This window comes from Candidatus Poriferisocius sp. (assembly GCF_965219775.1).
Taxonomy (GTDB): Bacteria; Actinomycetota; Acidimicrobiia; order Acidimicrobiales; family Bin134; genus Poriferisocius.
Genome location: NZ_OZ244793.1, coordinates 2,578,862 through 2,598,688 on the forward strand (window position 1 = coordinate 2,578,862; position 19,827 = coordinate 2,598,688).

Annotated in this window: 12 protein-coding genes and 1 pseudogene; 10 read left to right on the forward strand and 3 right to left on the reverse strand. The window is 67.5% G+C overall.

The window, feature by feature from the left end:
* Nucleotides 1–2 precede the first annotated feature (2 nt).
* Entirely contained in the window at nucleotides 3–551 is a 549-nt protein-coding gene (locus ACOQPQ_RS11660; RefSeq protein WP_420640403.1) for a class I SAM-dependent methyltransferase, read from the reverse strand.
* A gap of 80 nt (nucleotides 552–631) precedes the next feature.
* On the opposite strand from ACOQPQ_RS11660, the gene ACOQPQ_RS11665 reads away from it, so the two are divergent.
* From ACOQPQ_RS11665 to ACOQPQ_RS11680, 4 genes are all read left to right on the forward strand, one after another.
* Nucleotides 632–5,077: a DEAD/DEAH box helicase gene (locus tag ACOQPQ_RS11665; RefSeq protein ID WP_420639600.1), complete on the forward strand. Its 4,446-nt coding sequence runs from the start codon at nucleotides 632–634 to the stop codon at nucleotides 5,075–5,077.
* A 45-nt stretch (nucleotides 5,078–5,122) separates the two neighbouring features.
* On the forward strand, nucleotides 5,123–7,672 hold the full coding sequence (locus ACOQPQ_RS11670; RefSeq protein WP_420639601.1) for a PKD domain-containing protein: 2,550 nt from the start codon (nucleotides 5,123–5,125) through the stop codon (nucleotides 7,670–7,672).
* A 244-nt stretch (nucleotides 7,673–7,916) separates the two neighbouring features.
* Nucleotides 7,917–10,808, forward strand: coding sequence for a hypothetical protein (locus tag ACOQPQ_RS11675; RefSeq protein ID WP_420639602.1), 2,892 nt, complete (start codon nucleotides 7,917–7,919; stop codon nucleotides 10,806–10,808).
* 484 nt (nucleotides 10,809–11,292) lie between these two features.
* Nucleotides 11,293–13,944 (forward strand): REJ domain-containing protein, encoded by a 2,652-nt coding sequence (locus ACOQPQ_RS11680; protein ID WP_420639603.1) that lies wholly within the window; start codon nucleotides 11,293–11,295, stop codon nucleotides 13,942–13,944.
* A 262-nt stretch (nucleotides 13,945–14,206) separates the two neighbouring features.
* On the opposite strand, the gene ACOQPQ_RS11685 is transcribed toward ACOQPQ_RS11680, so the two are convergent.
* Both ACOQPQ_RS11685 and ACOQPQ_RS11690 read right to left on the reverse strand, forming a co-directional pair.
* Nucleotides 14,207–14,593 carry a hypothetical protein gene (locus ACOQPQ_RS11685; RefSeq protein WP_420639604.1) on the reverse strand — a complete coding sequence of 129 codons (387 nt, stop codon included), beginning with the start codon at nucleotides 14,591–14,593 and terminating at the stop codon, nucleotides 14,207–14,209.
* Between the two features lie 158 nt (nucleotides 14,594–14,751).
* Nucleotides 14,752–15,180: a hypothetical protein gene (locus ACOQPQ_RS11690; RefSeq protein ID WP_420639605.1), complete on the reverse strand. Its 429-nt coding sequence runs from the start codon at nucleotides 15,178–15,180 to the stop codon at nucleotides 14,752–14,754.
* Between the two features lie 270 nt (nucleotides 15,181–15,450).
* On the opposite strand from ACOQPQ_RS11690, the gene panB reads away from it, so the two are divergent.
* From panB to dnaB, 6 genes and pseudogenes are all read left to right on the forward strand, one after another.
* On the forward strand, nucleotides 15,451–16,305 hold the full coding sequence (gene panB / locus ACOQPQ_RS11695; protein WP_420639606.1) for a 3-methyl-2-oxobutanoate hydroxymethyltransferase: 855 nt from the start codon (nucleotides 15,451–15,453) through the stop codon (nucleotides 16,303–16,305).
* Between the two features lie 160 nt (nucleotides 16,306–16,465).
* A complete protein-coding gene (gene rpsF / locus ACOQPQ_RS11700) occupies nucleotides 16,466–16,810 on the forward strand; it encodes a 30S ribosomal protein S6 (protein WP_420639607.1) in 345 nt (114 codons plus the stop codon).
* Nucleotides 16,811–16,827: 17 nt separating this feature from the next.
* Complete coding sequence (gene ssb / locus ACOQPQ_RS11705; protein WP_420639608.1) at nucleotides 16,828–17,328, forward strand: single-stranded DNA-binding protein; 501 nt, start codon at nucleotides 16,828–16,830, stop codon at nucleotides 17,326–17,328.
* Nucleotides 17,328–17,570, forward strand: a pseudogene (gene rpsR / locus ACOQPQ_RS11710) (30S ribosomal protein S18); the annotation flags it as partial. The gene ssb and the pseudogene rpsR, both read left to right, overlap by 1 nt.
* 266 nt (nucleotides 17,571–17,836) lie before the next feature.
* Nucleotides 17,837–18,283 carry a 50S ribosomal protein L9 gene (rplI, locus tag ACOQPQ_RS11715; protein ID WP_420639609.1) on the forward strand — a complete coding sequence of 149 codons (447 nt, stop codon included), beginning with the start codon at nucleotides 17,837–17,839 and terminating at the stop codon, nucleotides 18,281–18,283.
* A 154-nt stretch (nucleotides 18,284–18,437) separates the two neighbouring features.
* Nucleotides 18,438–19,811 (forward strand): replicative DNA helicase, encoded by a 1,374-nt coding sequence (gene dnaB, locus ACOQPQ_RS11720; RefSeq protein WP_420639610.1) that lies wholly within the window; start codon nucleotides 18,438–18,440, stop codon nucleotides 19,809–19,811.
* Nucleotides 19,812–19,827 lie beyond the last annotated feature (16 nt).

Below are 19,827 nucleotides of genomic sequence, written 5' to 3' on the forward strand. Positions count from 1 at the left end.
CCTCAAGCACCCGAGAGGTGAACCGAAACCGCGTAATCCCCACCGGTCCACGGTGCCCGCTCCCAGGTCGAGTATCGGGCCGACAGGGTCAACCCGGCGTCGGCGCATTGGGTGTCGTACGCCGTCAGGCCGTAGCCCCCGCGACGGAGTTGGAATCCGGCCACCAACGCACCCCCCGGCGCCAGGTGGGCTGCGCACCGTTCCACCACCGCGGCCTCGGTGCCCGGTGCGGTGAACAACAGCACGTTGCCCGCCATCACCACCGCGTCGAACACCTCGCCCAGCTCGAAGCCGGCCAGGTCGAGCTGATGCCAGGCCACCTCGGGGGCCTTGGCCCGGGCCGACGAGATCATCTCCGAGTCCACATCCACCCCGGCCACCGCAAAGCCCCGGCGGGCCAACTCGATGGCCACCCGCCCCGTCCCGCACCCGGCGTCCAGCACCCGCCCCGAACCCCCCAGATGCTGGTCCACGAAGTCGGCCTCCCCGTGGGGATTGTGCCCCTCGGCCGCCAACCGTTCCCACCGGGCGTCATAGTCCCGCCCCGACATCCTCCCGCCCCACGTCGACCCCACCCCCCGAGTGTGCCACAGCCCCCTGCGCTGTCACTGCTGGTCGGTAGTGTGAGGCGATGGCTTCCCTGGCCCCGGCCGAGCCCTCCCCCACGCAGAGCCTCTGCGAGACAGTCGGCTACTCGTTCCATCCGGCGGTGGCCGCCTGGTTCGAGCGGCGGTTTCCCGCCGGTCCCACCGAGGCGCAGGCTCAGGGGTGGGTGGCCATCGCCTCGGGGCAGGACACGCTGATCGCCGCCCCCACCGGGTCGGGCAAGACGCTGGCCGGGTTCCTCATCGCCATCGACCACCTCTACCAGCGCCACGCCCGCGGCCAAACAGTGGCCCAGGCCAGCCAGGTTGTCTACGTATCGCCCCTCAAGGCCCTGGCCTCCGACATCGCCGAGAACCTGGAGCGCCCCTTGGCCGAGATCGCCGCCATCGCCCGAGACCAGGGCTTCGAGCCCCCGCCGCTCACCGTGGCCGTGCGCACCGGGGACACCCCGGCCCACACCCGGGCCGCCATGGTCAAGCGACCGGCCAACTTCGTGGTCACCACCCCCGAGTCGCTCTATCTGCTGGTGACCGCCGGCCGCAGCCGAGAGGTGCTGCGCACCGTGGAGACGGTGATCGTCGACGAGATCCACGCCACCGCCCGCGACAAACGGGGCAGCCACCTGGCCCTCACCCTGGAACGCCTCGAGCACGTGGCCGACACCCGACCCACCCGCGTCGGCTTGTCGGCTACCCAGCACCCCATCACCACCATCGCCGACCTGCTCACCGGCATCCCCTCCCGCTGTGCCATCGTGGACACCGGGCACCAGCGCAACCTCGACATCCAATTGGAGCTGATCGACGACGAGTTGGAGGCGGTGGTCTCCCACGCCCAGATGGACCAAGTCCTGGACCGGATGGCCGAACTCATCGTCCAACACCACACCACCTTGGTGTTCGTCAACACCCGCAAGCTGTCCGAGCGGCTGGCCTATCAGCTCGCCGAGCGGCTCGGTGACGACGCGGTGGCCGCCCATCACGGCTCGTTGTCCACCGAGCGCCGCATCCGCACCGAGCACCGCCTCCGAGCGGGGGACCTCCGAGCCCTGGTGGCCACCGCCTCCCTGGAGCTGGGCATCGACATCGGCCCGGTGGAGCTGGTGTGCCAGGTGGGCTCCCCCCGCAGCATCGCCACCTTCCTCCAGCGGGTGGGCCGCTCCAACCACAGTCGCCACGGCACCCCCAAGGGCCGCCTCTGGCCCCTCACCCGAGACGAGCTCATCGAGTCCATCGCCCTCCTCCAAGCCGTGAACCAGGGCCGACTCGACGCCATCAACCCTCCCGAGGCCCCGCTCGACATCCTCGTGCAGCAGATCATCGCCGAGGCCGCCGCCGACGACACCCACACCACCGACGGCCTCTACCACCTGTTCACCAAGGCCGCCCCCTACGCCGGCCTCACCCGATCCCAGTTCGACCAGGCGGTGGCCCAGGGCGCCCAGGGAGTGGTCACCGGCCGGGGCCCGAGGGGGGCCTACCTCCACCATGACACCATCAATCAGGAGGTGCGGGGCCGTCGGGGCGCCCGGCTGGCCGCCCTCACCTCCGGCGGGGCTATCGGCGAGAACGGCGACTACCGGGTGGTGGCCGAGCCCGACGACACCTTCATCGGCACCGTCAACGAGGACTGGGCAGTGGAGTCGATGGCGGGCGACATCTTCCTGCTCGGCTCCCACTCCTGGCGCATCAAGCAGGTGGCCGCCGGCACCGTGCGGGTGACCGACGCCGGCGACGCCCCGCCCACCGTCCCCTTCTGGCTCGGCGAGGCCCCCGCCCGCACCGCCGAGCTGTCCCAGCAGGTGGCCGAGGTGCGCACCACCATCGGCGGGCTCCTGCCCGACCCCCCCGACACCGACCCGCTCGACGAGGCCGCCGTGGCCCACGCCACCCGGCAGCTCGCCCTCGCCACCGACACCCCCACCGAGATCGCCGAACAGGCCGTGGTGTACCTGGCGTCGGCCAAGGCCACCCTCGGGGTGATCCCCACCCTGCACGACATCGTCTTCGAGCGCTTCTTCGACGACACCGGCGGCCAGCAACTCGTGGTCCATTCCCCCTACGGCGGGCGCATCAACCGGGCCTTCGGCCTGGCCCTGCGCAAGCGATTCTGCCGCCGATTCGACTTCGAGCTGCAGGCCGCCGCCAACGACAACGCCATCATCCTGTCGCTCGGCCCCCACCACAGCTTCCCGCTGAGCGACGTCCCCGCCTACTTGCATCCCGACTCGGTGGAGGAGGTGCTGGAGCAGGCCGTGCTCGACTCGCCCATGTTCCAAACCCGCTGGCGCTGGAACCTCAACCGAGCGCTGGTGGTGCTCCGCAGCCGGGGCGGACGCCGCAACCCGCCCCCCATCCAGCGCATGGAGGCCGACGACATCATGGCCGCCGTGTTCCCCCAGGCCGCCGCCTGCCAGGAGAACGTGGCCGGCCCCGTCCCCATTCCCGACCACCTCCTGGTGCGCCAGACCATCCACGACACCCTCCACGAAGCCCTCGACGTCACCGGGCTGCGCCGACTCCTCACCGACATCCACCAGGGCCGGGTCCGCACCCACTTCCGTGACACCGCCGAGCCCTCCCCGCTCAGCCACGAGATCGTCAACGCCCGCCCCTACGCCTTCCTGGACGACGCCGAACTGGCCGACCGCCGCACCAACGCCGTAACCGTGCCCCGGGGCCTCCGCCCCCGCCGCCCGTCCCCCGGTGCCACCCTCGACCCGAGCACCCTCGGCCAGATCACCCCCGACGCCCTGGCCCAGGTGATCGACGAGGCCGCCCCCGACCCCCGCAATCCCGACGAGTTGCACGATTACCTCACCTCCTTGGTGATCACCCGGCCCCGCCCCGAATGGCACGACCTCTACACCGCCCTCGAATCCCGAGGACGGGCCCGCACCCTAACCACCACCGGTGACAGCTTCGGCGAGTCGACCGGTGGAAGCACCGCCGACAACACCGGCGAAATCGCTGGCGACACCCCCGACAACACCGTCTGGACCACCGCCGAACAGGGCGAGTCCGCCCTCCACCCCGACATGGCCACCGAGGCCGTCCGGGGCCACCTGGAGGTGTCCGGCCCCGTCACCCCCGAACAGCTCGCCCACCGAACCACCCTCCCCCCGAGCACCGTCCGCCAGGCCCTCGCCGCCCTGGAAGCCGAGGGGGTGGCCATGCGCGCCAACCACCTCCCCCCCACCTGCCCCGCCAAACCCGAAACACCCCCGGAAACATGGTGCGCCCGGCGCCTCCTGCTGCGCATGTCCTACCTCTCCCGCCGCCAGAAGCGGGCCTCGGTCCAGGCCGTCACCCCGCAGGACTTCATGCGCTTCCTCCTCGACTGGCACCACCTCACCCCCAACACCACCCTGCGGGGCCGCCCCGGCCTCACCAAGGTGATCGAACAGCTCCAAGGCCTCGACCTGCCCGCCGGCGCCTGGGAACGACAGATCATCGCCCGGCGGCTGCCCGACTACGACCCACTCTGGCTCGACGAGCTGTGCTACCGGGGGGAGCTGGCCTGGCTCCGCCTCACCCCCCCGACCGCCCCGACCAAGGCCAACGCCATGGCCCCCCGCAAGGCCACCCCCATCACCCTCGCCTTCCGGGAAGACCTCCCCTGGCTGGTGGCCGCCGCCCGCACCGCCCACCCCGAGCCCCCCGACGCCGGCCCCGTCGAAGAGATCGCCGACATCCTCGCCACCCGGGGGGCCAGCTTCCTGCCCGACCTGGCCACCGCCACCGGTCGCCTGCCCGACGACATCGAGCGGGCCCTGTGGAACGGGGTGGCCCTCGGCCTGTTCACCGCCGACGGTTTCGCCGCCGTCCGGGCCCTGCTCACCCGCCGCTCCTCCCAACGCCAACGCCACCGCCCCCGCAGCCTGCGCTCCCGGTCACTCCCCGGCACCGGCAACCCCGGCACCGCCAACCCCGCCCCCCGAGCCAACCGCAGCACCGCCCCCCGAGCCAACTACCACAACCCCCGCCGCCCCCACCGATCCCGCTCGGCCCACGCCGCCCCCGGCCGCTGGTCGCTGGTGGCCCCGCCCGAACCGCTCGACCAGGACGACCTGGCCGAAGCTGTCGCCCAACAACTCCTGGCCTGCTGGGGCGTGGTGTACCGCGACCTGGCCCACCACCCGGCCACCCCGTCCGCCGTCGGATGGCGACACCTCCTCAAGGCCCTGCGCCGCTTCGAAGACCGTGGCCTCGTCCGCGGCGGACGCTTCGTGGCCGGGGCCGGCGGGGAACAGTTCGCCCTCCCCGCCGCCGCCGACCAAATTCAGGCCACCCGCCGCCGTCCCCGGACCGACCAGCAGATCACCATCGCCGCCTGCGACCCCCTCAACCTCACCGGCATCCTCTTCGACGGCCCCCGCACCCCCGCCACCGCCACCCGAACCCTCACCTACACCGACGGCCTCCCCACCCCCACCCCGGCCAACCAGACCCCAACCACCCCCACCAACTAGACCCCCCGGTGTCGCCGGAGACCAAACGGCAGGTAGTCTCAAGTAATGCCCGCCGCCGCCGCCACCTCCACCGCCACCGCCATACGCACCCTCCTCGCCACCCTTCTCGCCGCCGCCCTCATCGCCACCCTCCTCGTCACCACCGCCCCGGTGGCCCGAGCCCAAGTCAACGTCGCCCCCATCGCCGACGCCGGCCCCGACCAGACCTACCCCGTGGGCGCCGCCGTGCGCACCCTCCGAGGATCACGCAGCTTCGACATCGACAACGACATCTCCGACCTCTCCTACCGCTGGGACGTCCTCACCCCCGCCTACGACTGGATCTTCATCACCAACATCGGCGCCCCCCTGGGCAGCGAGGCCACCTTCATCGCCCCCTCCCAACGAGAGGTCAACCTCTACGGCTCCAGCATCACCTTCCGCCTCACCGTCACCGACCCCGACGGCGACTCCGGCACCGACACCGTCACCGTCTCCTTCGAGGGCCCCCCCTCCGTGTCCATCGGCGTGGCCGCCAACCTCCCCACCGACGACCCCGTCGACCTCGACCGCGACGGCTTCATCGAAGACGAGGAGCGCTACATCATCGACGCCGTGCTCGCCCGCCCCAACCAAGACGGCAACTCCGACATCGAATGGGACGTCCGGGAGAAGTCCCGCCTCACCCTCACCGCCGCCGCCTCCACCCCCTCGGGCAACCAGCAACTCCAGTACTCCTGGCGCAAACTCTCCGCCGTCCCCAACCACCCCGACTACAACATCCCCTCCGCTCAGGTGAAGCGCCCCTCCTTCTCCCTCCTCCTCCCCGACCTCGAGGAAGACCGCTCCACCATCCTGCACTACACCGTCACCGTCACCGCCCCCACCGGGGTGCAAGCCACCGCCACCGTGCGCATCAACCTGGCCGACGAACCCACCGACCCCGAGGTCGAGCTCACCCTGCTCGACAACAAACAGCCCGCCCAGGATGCCAACGCCGCCAACCCCGACGCCCCCACCCTCAATTACCTGGTGACCCCGGGCACCACCGTCCATTTCATCGCCAACGGCACCGACGCCGACGGCAACCAGGCCAACTCCCTGGTCCACACCTGGACCGGCCCCGGCGTCACCCCCCACCCCACCAACCCCACCCAAGGGGCCAAATCGAGGGCCTCCATCACCGTGCCCGCCGACGCCGAGCAGGGCCAGACCTTCATCGCCACCGTGTCGGTGGCCGACACCACCAACCGCACCGCCCAGGACCAGATCGTGCTCACCGTGGCCCTCAACGTGGCCCCCACCGCCATCGCCCCCGCCAATATCGCCACCGAGGACGGCCCCCGGGGCGGCACCAACAAGCGGGGCACCGTGTTCGTCACCGGCCGGGGCTCAGACCCCGACGGCACCGTCCTCAGCTACCGCTGGGTGGAGGTCGACGACGACGGCATCCCCTTGGAGAAGCCCACCGTGGAACTCAGGAACCCCACCACCGCCACCGTGTCGTTCGACGTCCCCCAGCTCTCCACCAGCGGCCGGCGCGACTACCACCTGGCCTTCACCGTCATCGACCAGTGGGGCGTGGGCGACACCGACACCGTGACTGTCACCGTGCTCGGCCGCAACGAGCGCCCCGAGGCCGACGCCGGTCCCGACCAGACGGTGGAACCCGGCGTGCGGGTGCAGCTCAACGCCTCCGACAGCAACGACCCCGACCCCGGCACCACCCTCGACTGGGAGTGGGAGTACACCGGTTTCGCCACCACCCCGTCCCAATCGGAGCGCCCCCTCAGCAGCTACGAGAAGAACGTGGCCCTGCGCGCCTTCCTCCCCGACGGCGACGACTTCTCCAACCTCAGCCCGCTGGTGGGCAAGGACACCCCCGTCCCCTACTTCATCGCCCCCCAACTCGGCGGCCTCTCCAGCGTGCGGCTCACCTTCACCGTCACCGTCACCGACCGCGCCGGCGGCAGCGACTTCGACTCCGTCACCATCGACGTCACCGGCCGGTTTTTCTCCGGCACCATCACCGGCCCCGACTTCTGCACCAACCTGAGCCTGGGCGGGGCCCGCACCTACGCCTTCGACAGCGATGGCAACGGCGTGGCCGACGTGTGCTCGCTGCCCTACACCCGCCGGGAGGCCGTGGCCCGCCAAAACGCCCTCACCACCCTGGCCTCGCTCGACCAAGCCCGCTTCCGCACCGAGGTGCTGGCCGCCTGCGACGAACTCAGCGGCGACTTCGGCGACAGCACCGCCGACCTCGACAACGACGCCTGCGAGACCAACCAGGTGTCCGAGCCCCCACCCCCGGTCGACCCCGCGGTGGCCGCCACCTTCTTCTCCGGCACCATCACCGGCCCCGACTTCTGCACCAACCTGAGCCTGGGTGGGGCCACCACTTACGCCTTCGACAGCACCGGCGATGGTGTGGCCAACGTGTGCTCGCTGCCCTACACCCGCCGGGAGGCCGTGGCCCGCCAGAACGCCCTGGAAGCGTTCGCCGCTCCAGAGGCGGTGTTCAACAGCGCCCTGGCCCTGGCCTGCCGCAACCTGGGCAGCACCACCTTCCCCGGCGACACCGTCGCCAGCATGGCCCTCGACGCCTGCGCCTGAGCGCCCCGCTCCATCGCACGACTCCTGCGCCCGAGCGCCCCCCACTCGGCGGGTCGAAGAACTATCGGAAGATTGCCCGTGAGTGTTTGAAACTTCGCGGTGGACCTGCCAAACTGTCGCCGTGCTGAGCCGGGGTCAGGCTCAGCCCACCGAGCCGGGGTCGTGTGGCCCTGGGCCCTTCGGGGCGTCGGTGATCGTATAAGATTTGAACCCCTGGCCCGGCTCTGATGGAAAGTTGCCCATGATGACGATGCTTCACTCGGTTTGGTCCGGCGGCGGGAGTGCTGCTGGTCGTCGTAAGTCCGCGCTTGCGCTCGGAGCGCTGTTGGCGCTCGTGGCCAGCGTGCTGATCTGGACTGCCCCTGCCCAAGCGCAGGTTGACGCTTCACCCGTTGCGATCGCCCTCGCGGACGTGGATGAGCGAGATGCCACAAAGGGCAAGCTGGACGGCGGCAACAGCTTCGACCCTGACGACACCAATGTCCTGAAATACAAGTGGGAGGTGGTGACGGAAGCCTATTCCTGGCTGGGTCTAGATGTAGACGGCAGCAACGCGGCCGTCTCCCGGTTCGATATTCCCAGTGCCGCGCTGGCCGCTCGTTACGGGTTGTCAATCGACTTCCGTTTGACGGTCACCGACGACGAGGACAACTCGGTCTCCGCTACGGTCACGTTCAACTTGAACCAGACCCCCAATGCCGACATCGCCGTCTCGGCCAATCTGGAGGATGAGGACTCCACCGAGACCGGCGTCGACCGTTACACGGTGGATGCGGTGATCGACGGGCCGGGCGAGAACGGCAACGCCAACAACGAGTGGGACATCCGAGAGGGTGCCCTGCTGGTGCTCGACGGCTCCGGCAGTTCCGACGCCAACGGCCGCGTGGTCTCGTACGACTGGGAACTCATCTATCCCGATGCGGACGCCGATGATTACGTTTCCATCGGCTTGATTGATGCGGATCGCGATGATCCCAACGATCCCAATGACGACGACGAAGAAACGTTGAGCACGGACACCGACGACGAAGGGGTGGAAACCCTCGATGACATTTCGGCGGCTCTGTCTCCTTACTACGCCTATTACACCCTGACCGTCACCGACAACGACGGTTCACAGTCCCAGGCTGCGGTGGTCAAGCTCGTCATCCACGACCAGCCTGCCACCCCGGTCGCCAAGCTGGTCGCCACCAGCATCGTCCAAAATCCTGACATAAGGGGTGATGAAATAGCCGACGCACTGACCAAGCTGAACGACGACGATCCGACCAACGACGCAGAGGCCTATGGCAGTCTGCAGCAGTCCACGTTCCCGTCGGACACGCCGCGGTTCGTCGTGTCGCCCGGTACCACCATCACCTTGGATGCCAGCGGTACCAACGATACCGACGGGGGCAACATCAGTTATGCGTGGACCGGTGCCAAGCAGGATTCCGATCCCGCAAAGGCCACTCTGGCCACGCTGAAGGTGGAAGACGACGCTGAGGACGGCACAGTGCTGACCGTGTCGGTGGCCGCCACCGACAACACCAGCCTCACCGGCACCGCCTCCATCGAGTTCTTGGTGGTGGACGGCAACAACCGTCCCGAAGCCACCACCGGCTCCCGGGATGACGACAACGATGACACCAATGGCACTCAGTACATCACTGATGACGGTGCCTTGGGCGGCGACAAGGACGCCAATGGCGACCCCACCGGCCGGATCACCTTCCGTGGCATCGGCTTTGACCAGGATCAATCCGCCAGTTCCCTCATCTATTCCTGGACCGAGCTGGATAACGGCAAGCCCGTTGATCCCGACGACGCCGTGCTGGAGCTGGAGGGAGCCAACACCGACACCGTGTCCTTCGCGGTGCCCGAAATTGGTACCAGCGCAACAGATAACGTCTCGGTCACCCTGAGCTTCACCGTGGCGGATCAGTACGGCGTGGCCGCCACCGACACCGTGACCGTGATGATCAACGCTGCGAATGGCGATCCGGTGGCCGACGCCGGCCCCGACGTTGTTGTTGGTGCCGGTGAGTTCGTGCGGCTGAACGGTGCGGGCAGCGCCGACCCGGACAAGGGTGACAGCATTGCCTCCTACGCGTGGGAGTTGAGTGGTATTTCCACCAGCCCGTCCACCACCGAGGTGCTCAAGTCGGTGGCCGACCAGGTCGAAAGGGACTTGGCCGGCTACCTGCCCACCACGGATGATCCCGGCCAGTACCAACAGGTGCTGCAGGATCACGACGATGCCTACCCCTACTTCAATGCGCCCAAGGTGGCCACCGGCATCGCTGCCATCCACCTCACCTTCACCCTCTCTGTGCGAGACGATCGTGCTAGCAGAGACCATGAAGGCACCGACACGGTAGTCATCACGGTGGACTCCGGCTTCTACGGTGGCAACATCACCGGCCCGAACTTCTGCACCAACGCTAGCTTGGGCGGCCCGCGCACCTACGCCTTCGACAGCACGGGGAACGGCGAAGCCGACACCTGCTCGCTGCGAACCACCCGCCGGGCCACCGTGGCCCGCCAGAATGCCCTGAGCACGCTGGTCACGCTGGACTACACCATCGAGGAGACTGACGACGCAGGCCGGACCTCAGCGGCCAGCTTCGAGGACTACATGCTGGGTCGTGAAGGTGTTGATGCTGACACCAGCACCGATCCTGATACGCCCGCGGTCGCCTCGGTCGACCGTACCTGCGACAGCGCTCCCAAGACGCTCGGCGATTCGGAGGCCGATCTGGCTGCGGATGCCTGCGAAACCGGTAACGTGTCCGACCCGCCGCCGCCGGTTGATCCGGCCAAGGCCGCCGAGTTCTTCTCCGGCACCATCACCGGCCCGGACTACTGCACCAACCTGAGTTTGGGCGGACCTCGCACCTACGCCTTCGACAGCGATGGTGACGGTGTCGGCGACGTGTGCTCGCTGCCCTACACCCGCCGTGAGGCCGTGGCCCGCCAGAATGCACTGGAGGAGTTTGAGAATCACCCGCAGTACGCCGCCGCATTGGCGACCGCCTGCGCCGCTCTGGGCACCACCGACTTCGGTGACGGCGACGTCGCTCTGGCCAAGGACGAGTGCAACCCCGACGTTGCGCAGCCGACCCTGGGCAGCCCCCTGCCGACACCGACCAGCTAACATCCCAACCGGTTCGCAAGAACCAACCCAACCCACCGAGCGGCCCGGCCCCACCAGCCGGGCCGCTCCGCGTGTGCGGCTCGCGCCTCCAACAGCCCAACTCATCATGCGCAACAACCCCCCTGGGATTCGAGGGGACGGGGTTCCGTGAGTGTTTGAAACTTCGCCGCAGACCTGCCAAACTGTTCGCCGTGCTGAGCCGGGGTCAGGCTCAGCCCACCGAGCCGAGGTCATGTGGCCTTGGGCCTTTCGGGGCGTCGGTGATCGTATAGACTTTGAACCCATGGCCCGGTCTGATAGAAAGTTGCCCATGATGACGATGCTTCACTCGGTTTGGTCCGGCGGCGGGAGTGCTGCTGGTCGTCGCAAGTCCGCGCTCGCGCTCGGAGCGCTGTTGGCGCTCGTGGCCAGCGTGCTGATTTGGACTGCCCCTGCTCAAGCGCAGAGCACGTCGCCCCCGGTGGCGATCATCCTTCCGGTGACCGTGACCACCGACGCGGATACGGGGGTGCAGACGGGGACGTTGAACGGCGGCAACAGCTTCGATCCCGACGACGACGACCACAGCAACCCTCAACTGACCTACAAGTGGGAAGTGGTGACCGATGCGTATTCGTGGCTTGAACTCTCCGGGAGAACAACAACCACAGCCACGTTTACCGTTCCCAGCGCCGCGCTGGCCGCTCGGTACGGCTTGTCGATCGACTTCCGGTTGACGGTCACCGACGACGAGGACGTGTCCGCCTCCGCGGAAGTCACGTTCAACCTGAACCAGACCCCGACGGCCGACATCTCGGTCTCGGCCAATCTTGAGGACGAGGACTCCACCGAGACCGGCGTCGACCGTTACACGGTGGATGCGGTGATCGACGGACCGGGCGAGAACGGCAACGCCGACAACGAGTGGGACATCCGAGAGGGTGCCCTGTTGGTGTTGGACGGCTCCGGCAGTTCCGACGCCAACGGCCGGGTGGCCAGCTACGCTTGGTCTCGGCTTTATGTGACGAACACCGCCAGTACCTATGGTCTCCCAGCAGAGTCGGGTAGTGGCCCGACCCACAGCACGGACGACGCGAACACAGCCGAAACGGTGGAAACCTTGGACAACCTGCCGGCTGACGATTCCCCCGATTCTCCCTACTACGCCTATTACACGCTCACCGTCACCGACAACGCTCAGCCAGCTTCCGAGTCCCAGCCTGCGGTGGTAAAGCTCGTCATCCACGACCAGCCCGCCACACCGGAGGTCAAGCTGGTCGCCAGCACCGACGCCGATGGCAGCCTGCAGGAGTCCACGTTCCCGTCGGACACGCCGCGGTGGATTGCGTCGCCTGGTACCACCATCACCTTGGACGCCAGCGGCACCACCGACGCTGATGACCCAAGTGGTGGCCCCACCACCATCACCAACTATGCATGGACTGGTGCCAAGCAGGATTCCACTACCGCCACCACGGCGACGTTGAAGGTGGATGACGACGCCGAGGACGGCACGGTGCTGACCGTGTCGGTGGCTGCCACCGACAGTTCCGGTCTCACCGGCACCGCCTCCATCGAGTTCTTGGTGGTGGACGGCAACAACCGTCCCCGTGCCAACACCGGCTCCGATGATGTCACGACCCCGGACGGTGCCTTGGGCGGTGACAAGGACGCCAATAACAATCCCACCGGCCGGATCACTTTCCGCGGCATCGGTTTTGACGAGGATCAGTCCGCCAGTTCCCTCATCTACGCCTGGGCCGAGTTGGGCAGCGACGGTAAGCCCGTTGACCCCGACGACGCCGTGCTGGAGCTGGAAGGGGCCAGTACCGACACCGTGTCGTTCGCGGTTCCCGAAATTGGTAAGGACGCAGCAGATAACAAGCCAGTCACCTTGAGCTTCACCGTGGCCGACCAGTACGGCGTGGCCGCCACCGACACCGTGACCGTGACCATAGAGGCTACAGATGCCAATCCCGTGGCCGACGCCGGTCCCGACGTGGTCGTCCCGGCTGGTGACTTCGTGCGGCTGAACGGTGCGGGGAGTGCCGATCCCGATAAGGGTGACAGCATCGCCTACTACGAGTGGGAGCTGACTGACATTTCCACCAGCCCCTCCACCACCGAGGTGCTCAAGTCGGTGGCCGACAAGGTCAGGGACGACGTGGAGGACTTCCTGGAGGCCTCCCTGCCTGCCACGACGGACGATGACTACCCAATTGGGTTCCTCACCGGTGCAAACACGGCGTATCCCTACTTTGATGCGCCCAAGGTGGCTTCCGGCATCGCCGCCATCCACCTCACCTTCACCCTCACGGTGCAGGACGGTCGCATGAGCGCTGCCAACGAAGACAAGGACACGGTGGTCATCACGGTGGACTCCGGCTTCTACTGGCCGCCCATTACCGGCCCGAACTTCTGCACCAACGTCAGCTTGGGCGGGCCTCGTACCTACGCCTTCGACAGCAACGGTGACGGTAGGGCGGATACCTGCTCGCTGCGGACCACCCGCCGGGCTACCGTGGCCCGCCAGAACGCCCTGTACACGCTGGTGGCGCTGGACTCCACCATCGAGGTAGACGGTCTCGACGCCAGCGAGAACCCGGCCGAGTCGCATGCCAGCTTCGAAGATCTGGTAGTCGGTCGTGACGGTGTTGATGCTGACACCAGCACCGATCCTGATACGCCCGCGGTCGCCTCAGTCGACGGTACCTGCAAGAGCGCTCCCAAGAACCTGGGTGACTCGGAGGCCGATTTGGCTGCTGATGCCTGTGAGACCGGTAATGTGTCCGATCCGCCGCCGCCGGTTGATCCGGCCAAGGCTGCCGAGTTCTTCTCCGGCACAATCACCGGCCCGGACTACTGCACCAACCTGAGCTTGGGCGGACCTCGTACCTACGCTTTCGACAGCGATGGTGACGGTGTCGGCGACGTGTGCTCGCTGCCCTACACCCGCCGCGAGGCCGTGGCCCGCCAGAACGCTCTGGAGATGATGGATAAGCACCCGCAGTACGCGTCGGCTCTGGCCAGTGCGTGTGCTGCTCTGGGCTCCACCGACTTCGGTGACGGCGAGGCCGCTTTGGCCAAGGACGAGTGCAACCCCGATGTTGCCCAACCGGCCCTGGGCGGCCCTCTGGTGCCGGCACCGACTAGCTAGCATCCCAACCGGTTCGCAAGAACCAACCCAACCCACCGAGCGGCCCGGCCCCACCAGCCGGGCCGCTCCGCGTCCGGGGTTCTTTCCCCCCAACCCAACCCCAGGCGCGCACCAACCCCCCTCAATTCAAGAAAAAGCGCAGCCGCCTCCCCAGCGGCCACCCCCTCAGCCCAACCGGCCGAGCCCCTCAACCCAACCGGCCGAGTCCCTCAGCCCAACCGGCCGAGCCCCTCAGCCCAACCGGCCGAGCTCCTCAGTGCTCTCAGGCGCCCAGCCCGGTACCGAGCACGGTCCCAATGATCGCCATGGAGAACGCCAACATCGCGAAAACCATGGTCCTTACCGACTTGGCGAGTTGCAGCTCAAAATGCCCCCGCTGCTCAACGAACCGCGCATCAACCTGTTCAAACCGCGCATCAACTTGGGCGAAGCGCCCGTCGATCTGTTCAAACCGTGCATCGATCCGGGCAATCCTCGCGTTCAGGCGGTCCTCCAGGTTGCGTAGGTCGTCTTTGGTGGCCAGGTCGGCCCATGCTACGGGGGGAAGGCTTGCCATCAGGGTTTCGGCCTCCTCTTCCCCTAGTTCTTCGATCAGGCGGTCCATCAGCGCAAAGCGCCGACGCTCGCTCAGTGCCTCACTCGGCGACATGATTTCATCCTTCTCGGCCCACCTGTGTGAGCCCTACGTTGACGGGGGACCCTTGATTCACTGTCCCCGAGTGATGCCAACGACTCTACCCACCACCCCCAACACCCGCAACCACCCTAGGAACAACACCTACGCGGCGGCCGAGCTCCTCAGTGCTCTCAGGCGCCCAGCCCGGTACCGAGCACGGTCCCAATGATCGCCATGGAGAACGCCAACATCGCGAAAACCATGGTCCTTACCGACTTGGCGAGTTGCAGCTCAAAATGCCCCCGCTGCCCAACGAACCGAGCATCAATGTGTTCAAACCGCGCGTCAATCTGTTCAAACCGCGCGTCAATCTGTTCAAACCGCGCATCAACTTGGGCGAAGCGCCCGTCGATCTGTTCAAACCGTGCGTCGATCCGGGCAATCCTCGCGCTCAAGCGGTCCTCCAGGTTGCGAAGGTCGTCTTTGGTGGCCAGGTCGGCCCATGCCACGGGGGGAAGGCTTGCCATCAGGGTTTCGGCCTCCTCTTCCCCTAGTTCTTCGATCAGGCGGTCCATCAGCGCAAAGCGCCGACGCTCGCTCAGTGCCTCACTCGGCGACATGATTTCATCTTTCTCGGCTCACCTGTGTGAGCCCTACGTTGACGGGGGACCCTTGATTCACTGTCCCCGAGTGATGCCAACGACTCTACCCACCACCTCCGCCACCCGCAACCAACCTCGGCACAACACCTACCCGGCAGTCGAGCTGCCCAGCCCAGCCCAATGGCAAGGATGACGACAGGGCCGGGTTGGCGACAGGGCGAGCCGGGAGGGCTAAGGTGGATGCACCGCCGGCAGCCGAAGTGCGCTGGACGGGAAAGGAGAACGACCATGGGCGCCAAGCTCACTGCTCCGACCATCAGCCGCTGCAAGCGCGCCACGGGGGCCGACCCCCTGGTGATGCTCACCGCCTACGACGCCCCCAGCGCCCGCATGGCCGACCAAGCGGGGGCCGATCTGATTCTGGTGGGCGACTCGGTGGCCATGGTGGTACTGGGCCACGACGACACCATGAGCGTGACCGTGGACGAGATGGCCCACCACACCGCGGCGGTGGCCCGCACCCGTCCTCGGGCGATGGTGGTGGCCGACATGCCGTGGATGAGTTATCACGTCACCCCCGCCGACACGGTGACCAACGCGGCCCGGCTGATCCGGGCCGGGGCCCAGGCGGTGAAGCTGGAGGGCGGCCAGGAGCGGGTGGCCATGATCGAAGCCATCGTGTCGGCCCAGGTGCCGGTGATGGGCCACCTGGGGCTCACCCCGCAGTCGATGCTGGCCCAGGGGGGCTACCGGGTGCAGGGCCGCAGCAGTGAGGCCGCCCTTGGCCTGGTGGCCGACGCCAAAGCCCTGGCCCACGCCGGCTGCTTCGCCATTGTGCTCGAGGGGATGCCCGCCGCGGTGGGCCGTATGATCACCGACGCGGTGGACGTGCCCACCATCGGCATCGGTGCGGGCGGCCACTGCGACGGTCAGGTGCTGGTGTTCCACGATGTGCTGGGGCTGGAGACCAGGATGCTGCCCCGCTTCGTGCGCCGCTACGCCTCTCTGCACGCCGACGGGGTGGAGGCGCTGGCCCGTTTCGCCACCGATGTGCGCTCGGGGGCGTTCCCCAGCCCCGAGGAGGGCTACGAGATGAACTCCGACGAGGAGATGGCGCTGGGCCTGTACGGCCACCAGGGTTGATTGTCCGGCCGAAGCGGAGGGAACTGTCACCCCTCCGGTGATAATGGGTTGATGCAGTGGATGCCCACGCCGTCCGGTAGGCTCGGCCGAGCAAAACAGACCCCTGCCCCGGTGTGCGGGGCTCCGGCCGATGCCGGATCCACAGGGAGGTGAACTGCCCATGCGGGCATACGAGATGATGGTCATCATGGACGCGGGCGTCGAGGAATCCGACGTCTCCGACCGGGTCGAGCAGATCGTAGAGAACATCACGGCTCACGGTGGCGAGCTGATGACCGAGGACCGCTGGGGCAAGCGTCGGTTTGCCTACGAGATCAACCATCAACACGAGGGCTACTATCTGGTCCTCGAATTCGTGACCGAGACGCGCGAGATGGGCTCATTGGAACGTCTCCTCCGACTCGCGGACGATGTGGTCCGCCACAAACTGATCCGTCTGCCCGACAGTGAAGCCGCCCGACGCGGCCTGTTGGGCGACGAGGACCCCCTGGCCGAGGCCGGGTAATCCAAGGAGTTGCAGAGATGGCATTCGACAACACAGTGACCGTCACCGGGAACATGACCAGGGATCCGGAGCTTCGCTTCACCCCCGGTGGCAGCGCAGTGGCCACCTTCGGGCTGGCCTGGAACCGGCGGTGGCAGAACCGCCAGACCAACGAGACCGAAGAGCAGGTGTCGTTCTTCGACGTGACCTGCTGGAACACGCTGGCCGAGAACGTCAGCGAGAGCCTGGTGAAGGGCACCCGAGTGGTGGTCTCCGGACGGTTGGAGCAACGCTCCTGGCAGACCCAGGAGGGTGACCGTCGGTCCAAGGTGGAGATCATCGCCGACGAGGTGTCGCCCAGTCTGCGATGGGCTTCGGTGGAAGTGATCCGCAACGAGCGCCGTGACGGCGGTGGCGGTGGCGGCGGGGGCCGCAACCAGGGCGGCGGTAACCAAGGCGGCGGCAACCAGGGCGGCGGCACCACCCGACAGCCGCGCAACCAAGCACCCGAGTACGACTACGACGAGGAGCCGTTCTGATGGCCAAGGCACCGAGAAAGCCGAAGTCCAAGGACATCAACCGTCGCCGCAAGAAGAAGGTGAGCGTCCTCACCCAGGAGGGCATCGACTACGTGGACTGGAAGGACATCAACCTGCTGCGGCGGTTCATGTCCGACCGGGCCAAGATCCGGGCCCGCCAGGTGACCGGCAACAACCAACAGCAGCAGAAGGAAATCTCCCGGGCCATCAAGAACGCCCGGGAGATGGCCCTGCTCCCCTACAACAACCGGATCACCACCCAGCGCAGCGCTTCCCGCTCCCGCGACGACAACCGGGTCGAAGGGCCGGCGCCTCAGCCCACCGCCCCACCCCCGGGCATACGGGCGGGTGACCCCGACGGCCTTGAGGACCATGAGGTCAATGGAGTCGATGCCGCCTTGCACGGGCCGGACGAGAGTCCCGACGTGATGGAGGAGGCACCCGGCGTGATGGAACCCGTGGGTGCCGACGCTTCGCCGGAATACGAAGCCGAAGAGGAGACGAGCTGATGAAGGTGGTCCTGCGGGACAACGTGGACGACCTGGGCAAGAAGGGCGACGTGGTGGACGTGGCCGACGGCTACGCCCGCAACTTCTTGATCCCGGCGGGCAAGGCCTTCAGGTCGTCGGCCGGGGCCGAGCGCCAGGCCGAGCGGATGCGCCGTTCACGGGAGCTGAAGGACGCCAAGGAGCGGGCCGAGGCCCAGGAGATGGCCACCCGGTTGGTGTCCACCCCCATCCACATCGCGGCGCGCGCCGGGGCCGAGGGCAAGCTGTTCGGCTCGGTGACCACCGCCGACATTGTGCGGGCGGTGGCCGAGCAGGCCAACATCATGCTGGAACGCAAGGCCATCGAAGCCGAGGCCATCAAGGAACTGGGTAGTCATGTGGTGACGGCCAAGCCTCACCCCGAGGTGGAGTTTCCCATCACCGTCGAGGTGCTCGCCGCCGACTGATCCCGGCGGGCCTGGGGAGCAAATCCCCAGGTTATCCACCAATTTCCACGGCCCGTCCCCTAGCATCCCACACGGCAGTTTTGCCACAGTGGGCAGCCGTGGATGCCGCCATTTCGGCGTCTCCCGGTGTCGCCGCCCAGGGCAGGTTCAACCGATGAGCGATCCATTCGAGAGTTCCCAAAGCGGCCGGTCCGGCGGAACCACGCGTCGTTCCGGGCGCGTGCCCCCGCATGATCTCGATGCCGAGGAGGCGTTGTTGGGGGCGATGTTGTTGAGCCGCGACGCCATTGCCGACGCGGTGAACAAGATTCGCCCGGAGCACTTCTACCGGCCGGCCCACGGGCACGTGTACGAGGCGGTCTGTGCGCTATATGCGGCCGGGGAGCCAGCCGATGCGGTCACGGTGTCGGCCGAGCTGAACCGCCGGGGCGTGGCCGACAAGATGGGCGGCAACGCCACGTTGGTACGGTTGCAGACCGGTACCCCCGCCTCGGCCAACGCGGCCAAGTACGCCGACATCGTGTACGAGGCGGCCACCCTGCGGAAGTTGATCGAGGTGGGCGGGGAGATCGCCGAGTTGGGCTACGACGGTGGTGACGACGTGGTCAAGACGGTGGACACCGCCGAGGCCATGGTGTATCGCCTGGCCGCCGACCGGATGGGTGAGACCACCGCCCGGCTGTCGGAGTTGCTGCCCGCCAACCTGGAGCGCATCGAGATGCTCTACGACCAGGGTCAAGTGGTCACCGGTACCCCCACCGGCTACACCGACCTGGACGAGATCACCGGCGGATTGCAGCCCAACACCCTGGTGGTGATCGGCGCCCGCCCGTCGGTGGGCAAGACCAGCTTCGCCTTGGGCATGGCCTCCCACGCAGCCATCCGGGCCGACAAACCGGTGCTGATCTTCTCCCTGGAGATGAGCCAACTGGAGATCAGCCAACGAATCCTGTGCTCCGAAGCCCGGGTGGACGCCACCCGGGTGCGCACCGGCAAGCTCAACGACGGCGACTGGACGTCGCTGTCGTCGGCCATCGGCCGCTTGGCCGAGGCCCCCATCTGGGTGGACGACAACCCGGCGGTGACCATCATGGAGATCCGGGGCAAGGCCCGCCGGTTGCGCAGCCAGACCGGGGAACTGGGCATGGTGATCGTGGACTATCTGCAATTGATGACCGGGCGCAACACCGCCGAGAACCGCCAGGTGGAGGTGTCGGAGATCAGCCGGGGCCTCAAGATCCTCGCTCGGGAACTGGAGTGTCCCGTGGTGGCGCTGTCGCAGTTGTCCCGTAACCTGGAGCAGCGCCAGGACAAGCGGCCCATCCTCGCCGACCTCCGGGAATCAGGATCCATCGAACAAGACGCCGACATCGTGATGTTCCTCTACCGCGACGAGCTCTACAACCCGGAAACCCAGGAGAAGGACTCCGCCGAGGTGGCCGTCGCCAAGCACCGTACCGGCCCCACCGGCAAGACCCGACTGGCCTTCCAAAAGCAATACACCCGCTTCGCCAACAGCACCGGCTGAGTGGGGGTAGGCTCAC

Excerpts from the sequence above, each read along its gene's own strand:
- rplI (WP_420639609.1), top strand. The coding sequence starts at position 17,837 with ATGAAGGTGGTCCTGCGGGACAACGTGGACGACCTGGGCAAGAAGGGC.
- ACOQPQ_RS11675 (WP_420639602.1), top strand. The coding sequence starts at position 7,917 with ATGACGATGCTTCACTCGGTTTGGTCCGGCGGCGGGAGTGCTGCTGGT.
- ACOQPQ_RS11690 (WP_420639605.1), bottom strand. The coding sequence starts at position 15,180 with ATGTCGCCGAGTGAGGCACTGAGCGAGCGTCGGCGCTTTGCGCTGATG.
- ACOQPQ_RS11665 (WP_420639600.1), top strand. The coding sequence starts at position 632 with ATGGCTTCCCTGGCCCCGGCCGAGCCCTCCCCCACGCAGAGCCTCTGC.
- ACOQPQ_RS11685 (WP_420639604.1), bottom strand. The coding sequence starts at position 14,593 with ATGTCGCCGAGTGAGGCACTGAGCGAGCGTCGGCGCTTTGCGCTGATG.
- ssb (WP_420639608.1), top strand. The coding sequence starts at position 16,828 with ATGGCATTCGACAACACAGTGACCGTCACCGGGAACATGACCAGGGAT.
- ACOQPQ_RS11670 (WP_420639601.1), top strand. The coding sequence starts at position 5,123 with ATGCCCGCCGCCGCCGCCACCTCCACCGCCACCGCCATACGCACCCTC.
- rpsF (WP_420639607.1), top strand. The coding sequence starts at position 16,466 with ATGCGGGCATACGAGATGATGGTCATCATGGACGCGGGCGTCGAGGAA.
- ACOQPQ_RS11660 (WP_420640403.1), bottom strand. The coding sequence starts at position 551 with ATGTCGGGGCGGGACTATGACGCCCGGTGGGAACGGTTGGCGGCCGAG.
- dnaB (WP_420639610.1), top strand. The coding sequence starts at position 18,438 with ATGAGCGATCCATTCGAGAGTTCCCAAAGCGGCCGGTCCGGCGGAACC.
- panB (WP_420639606.1), top strand. The coding sequence starts at position 15,451 with ATGGGCGCCAAGCTCACTGCTCCGACCATCAGCCGCTGCAAGCGCGCC.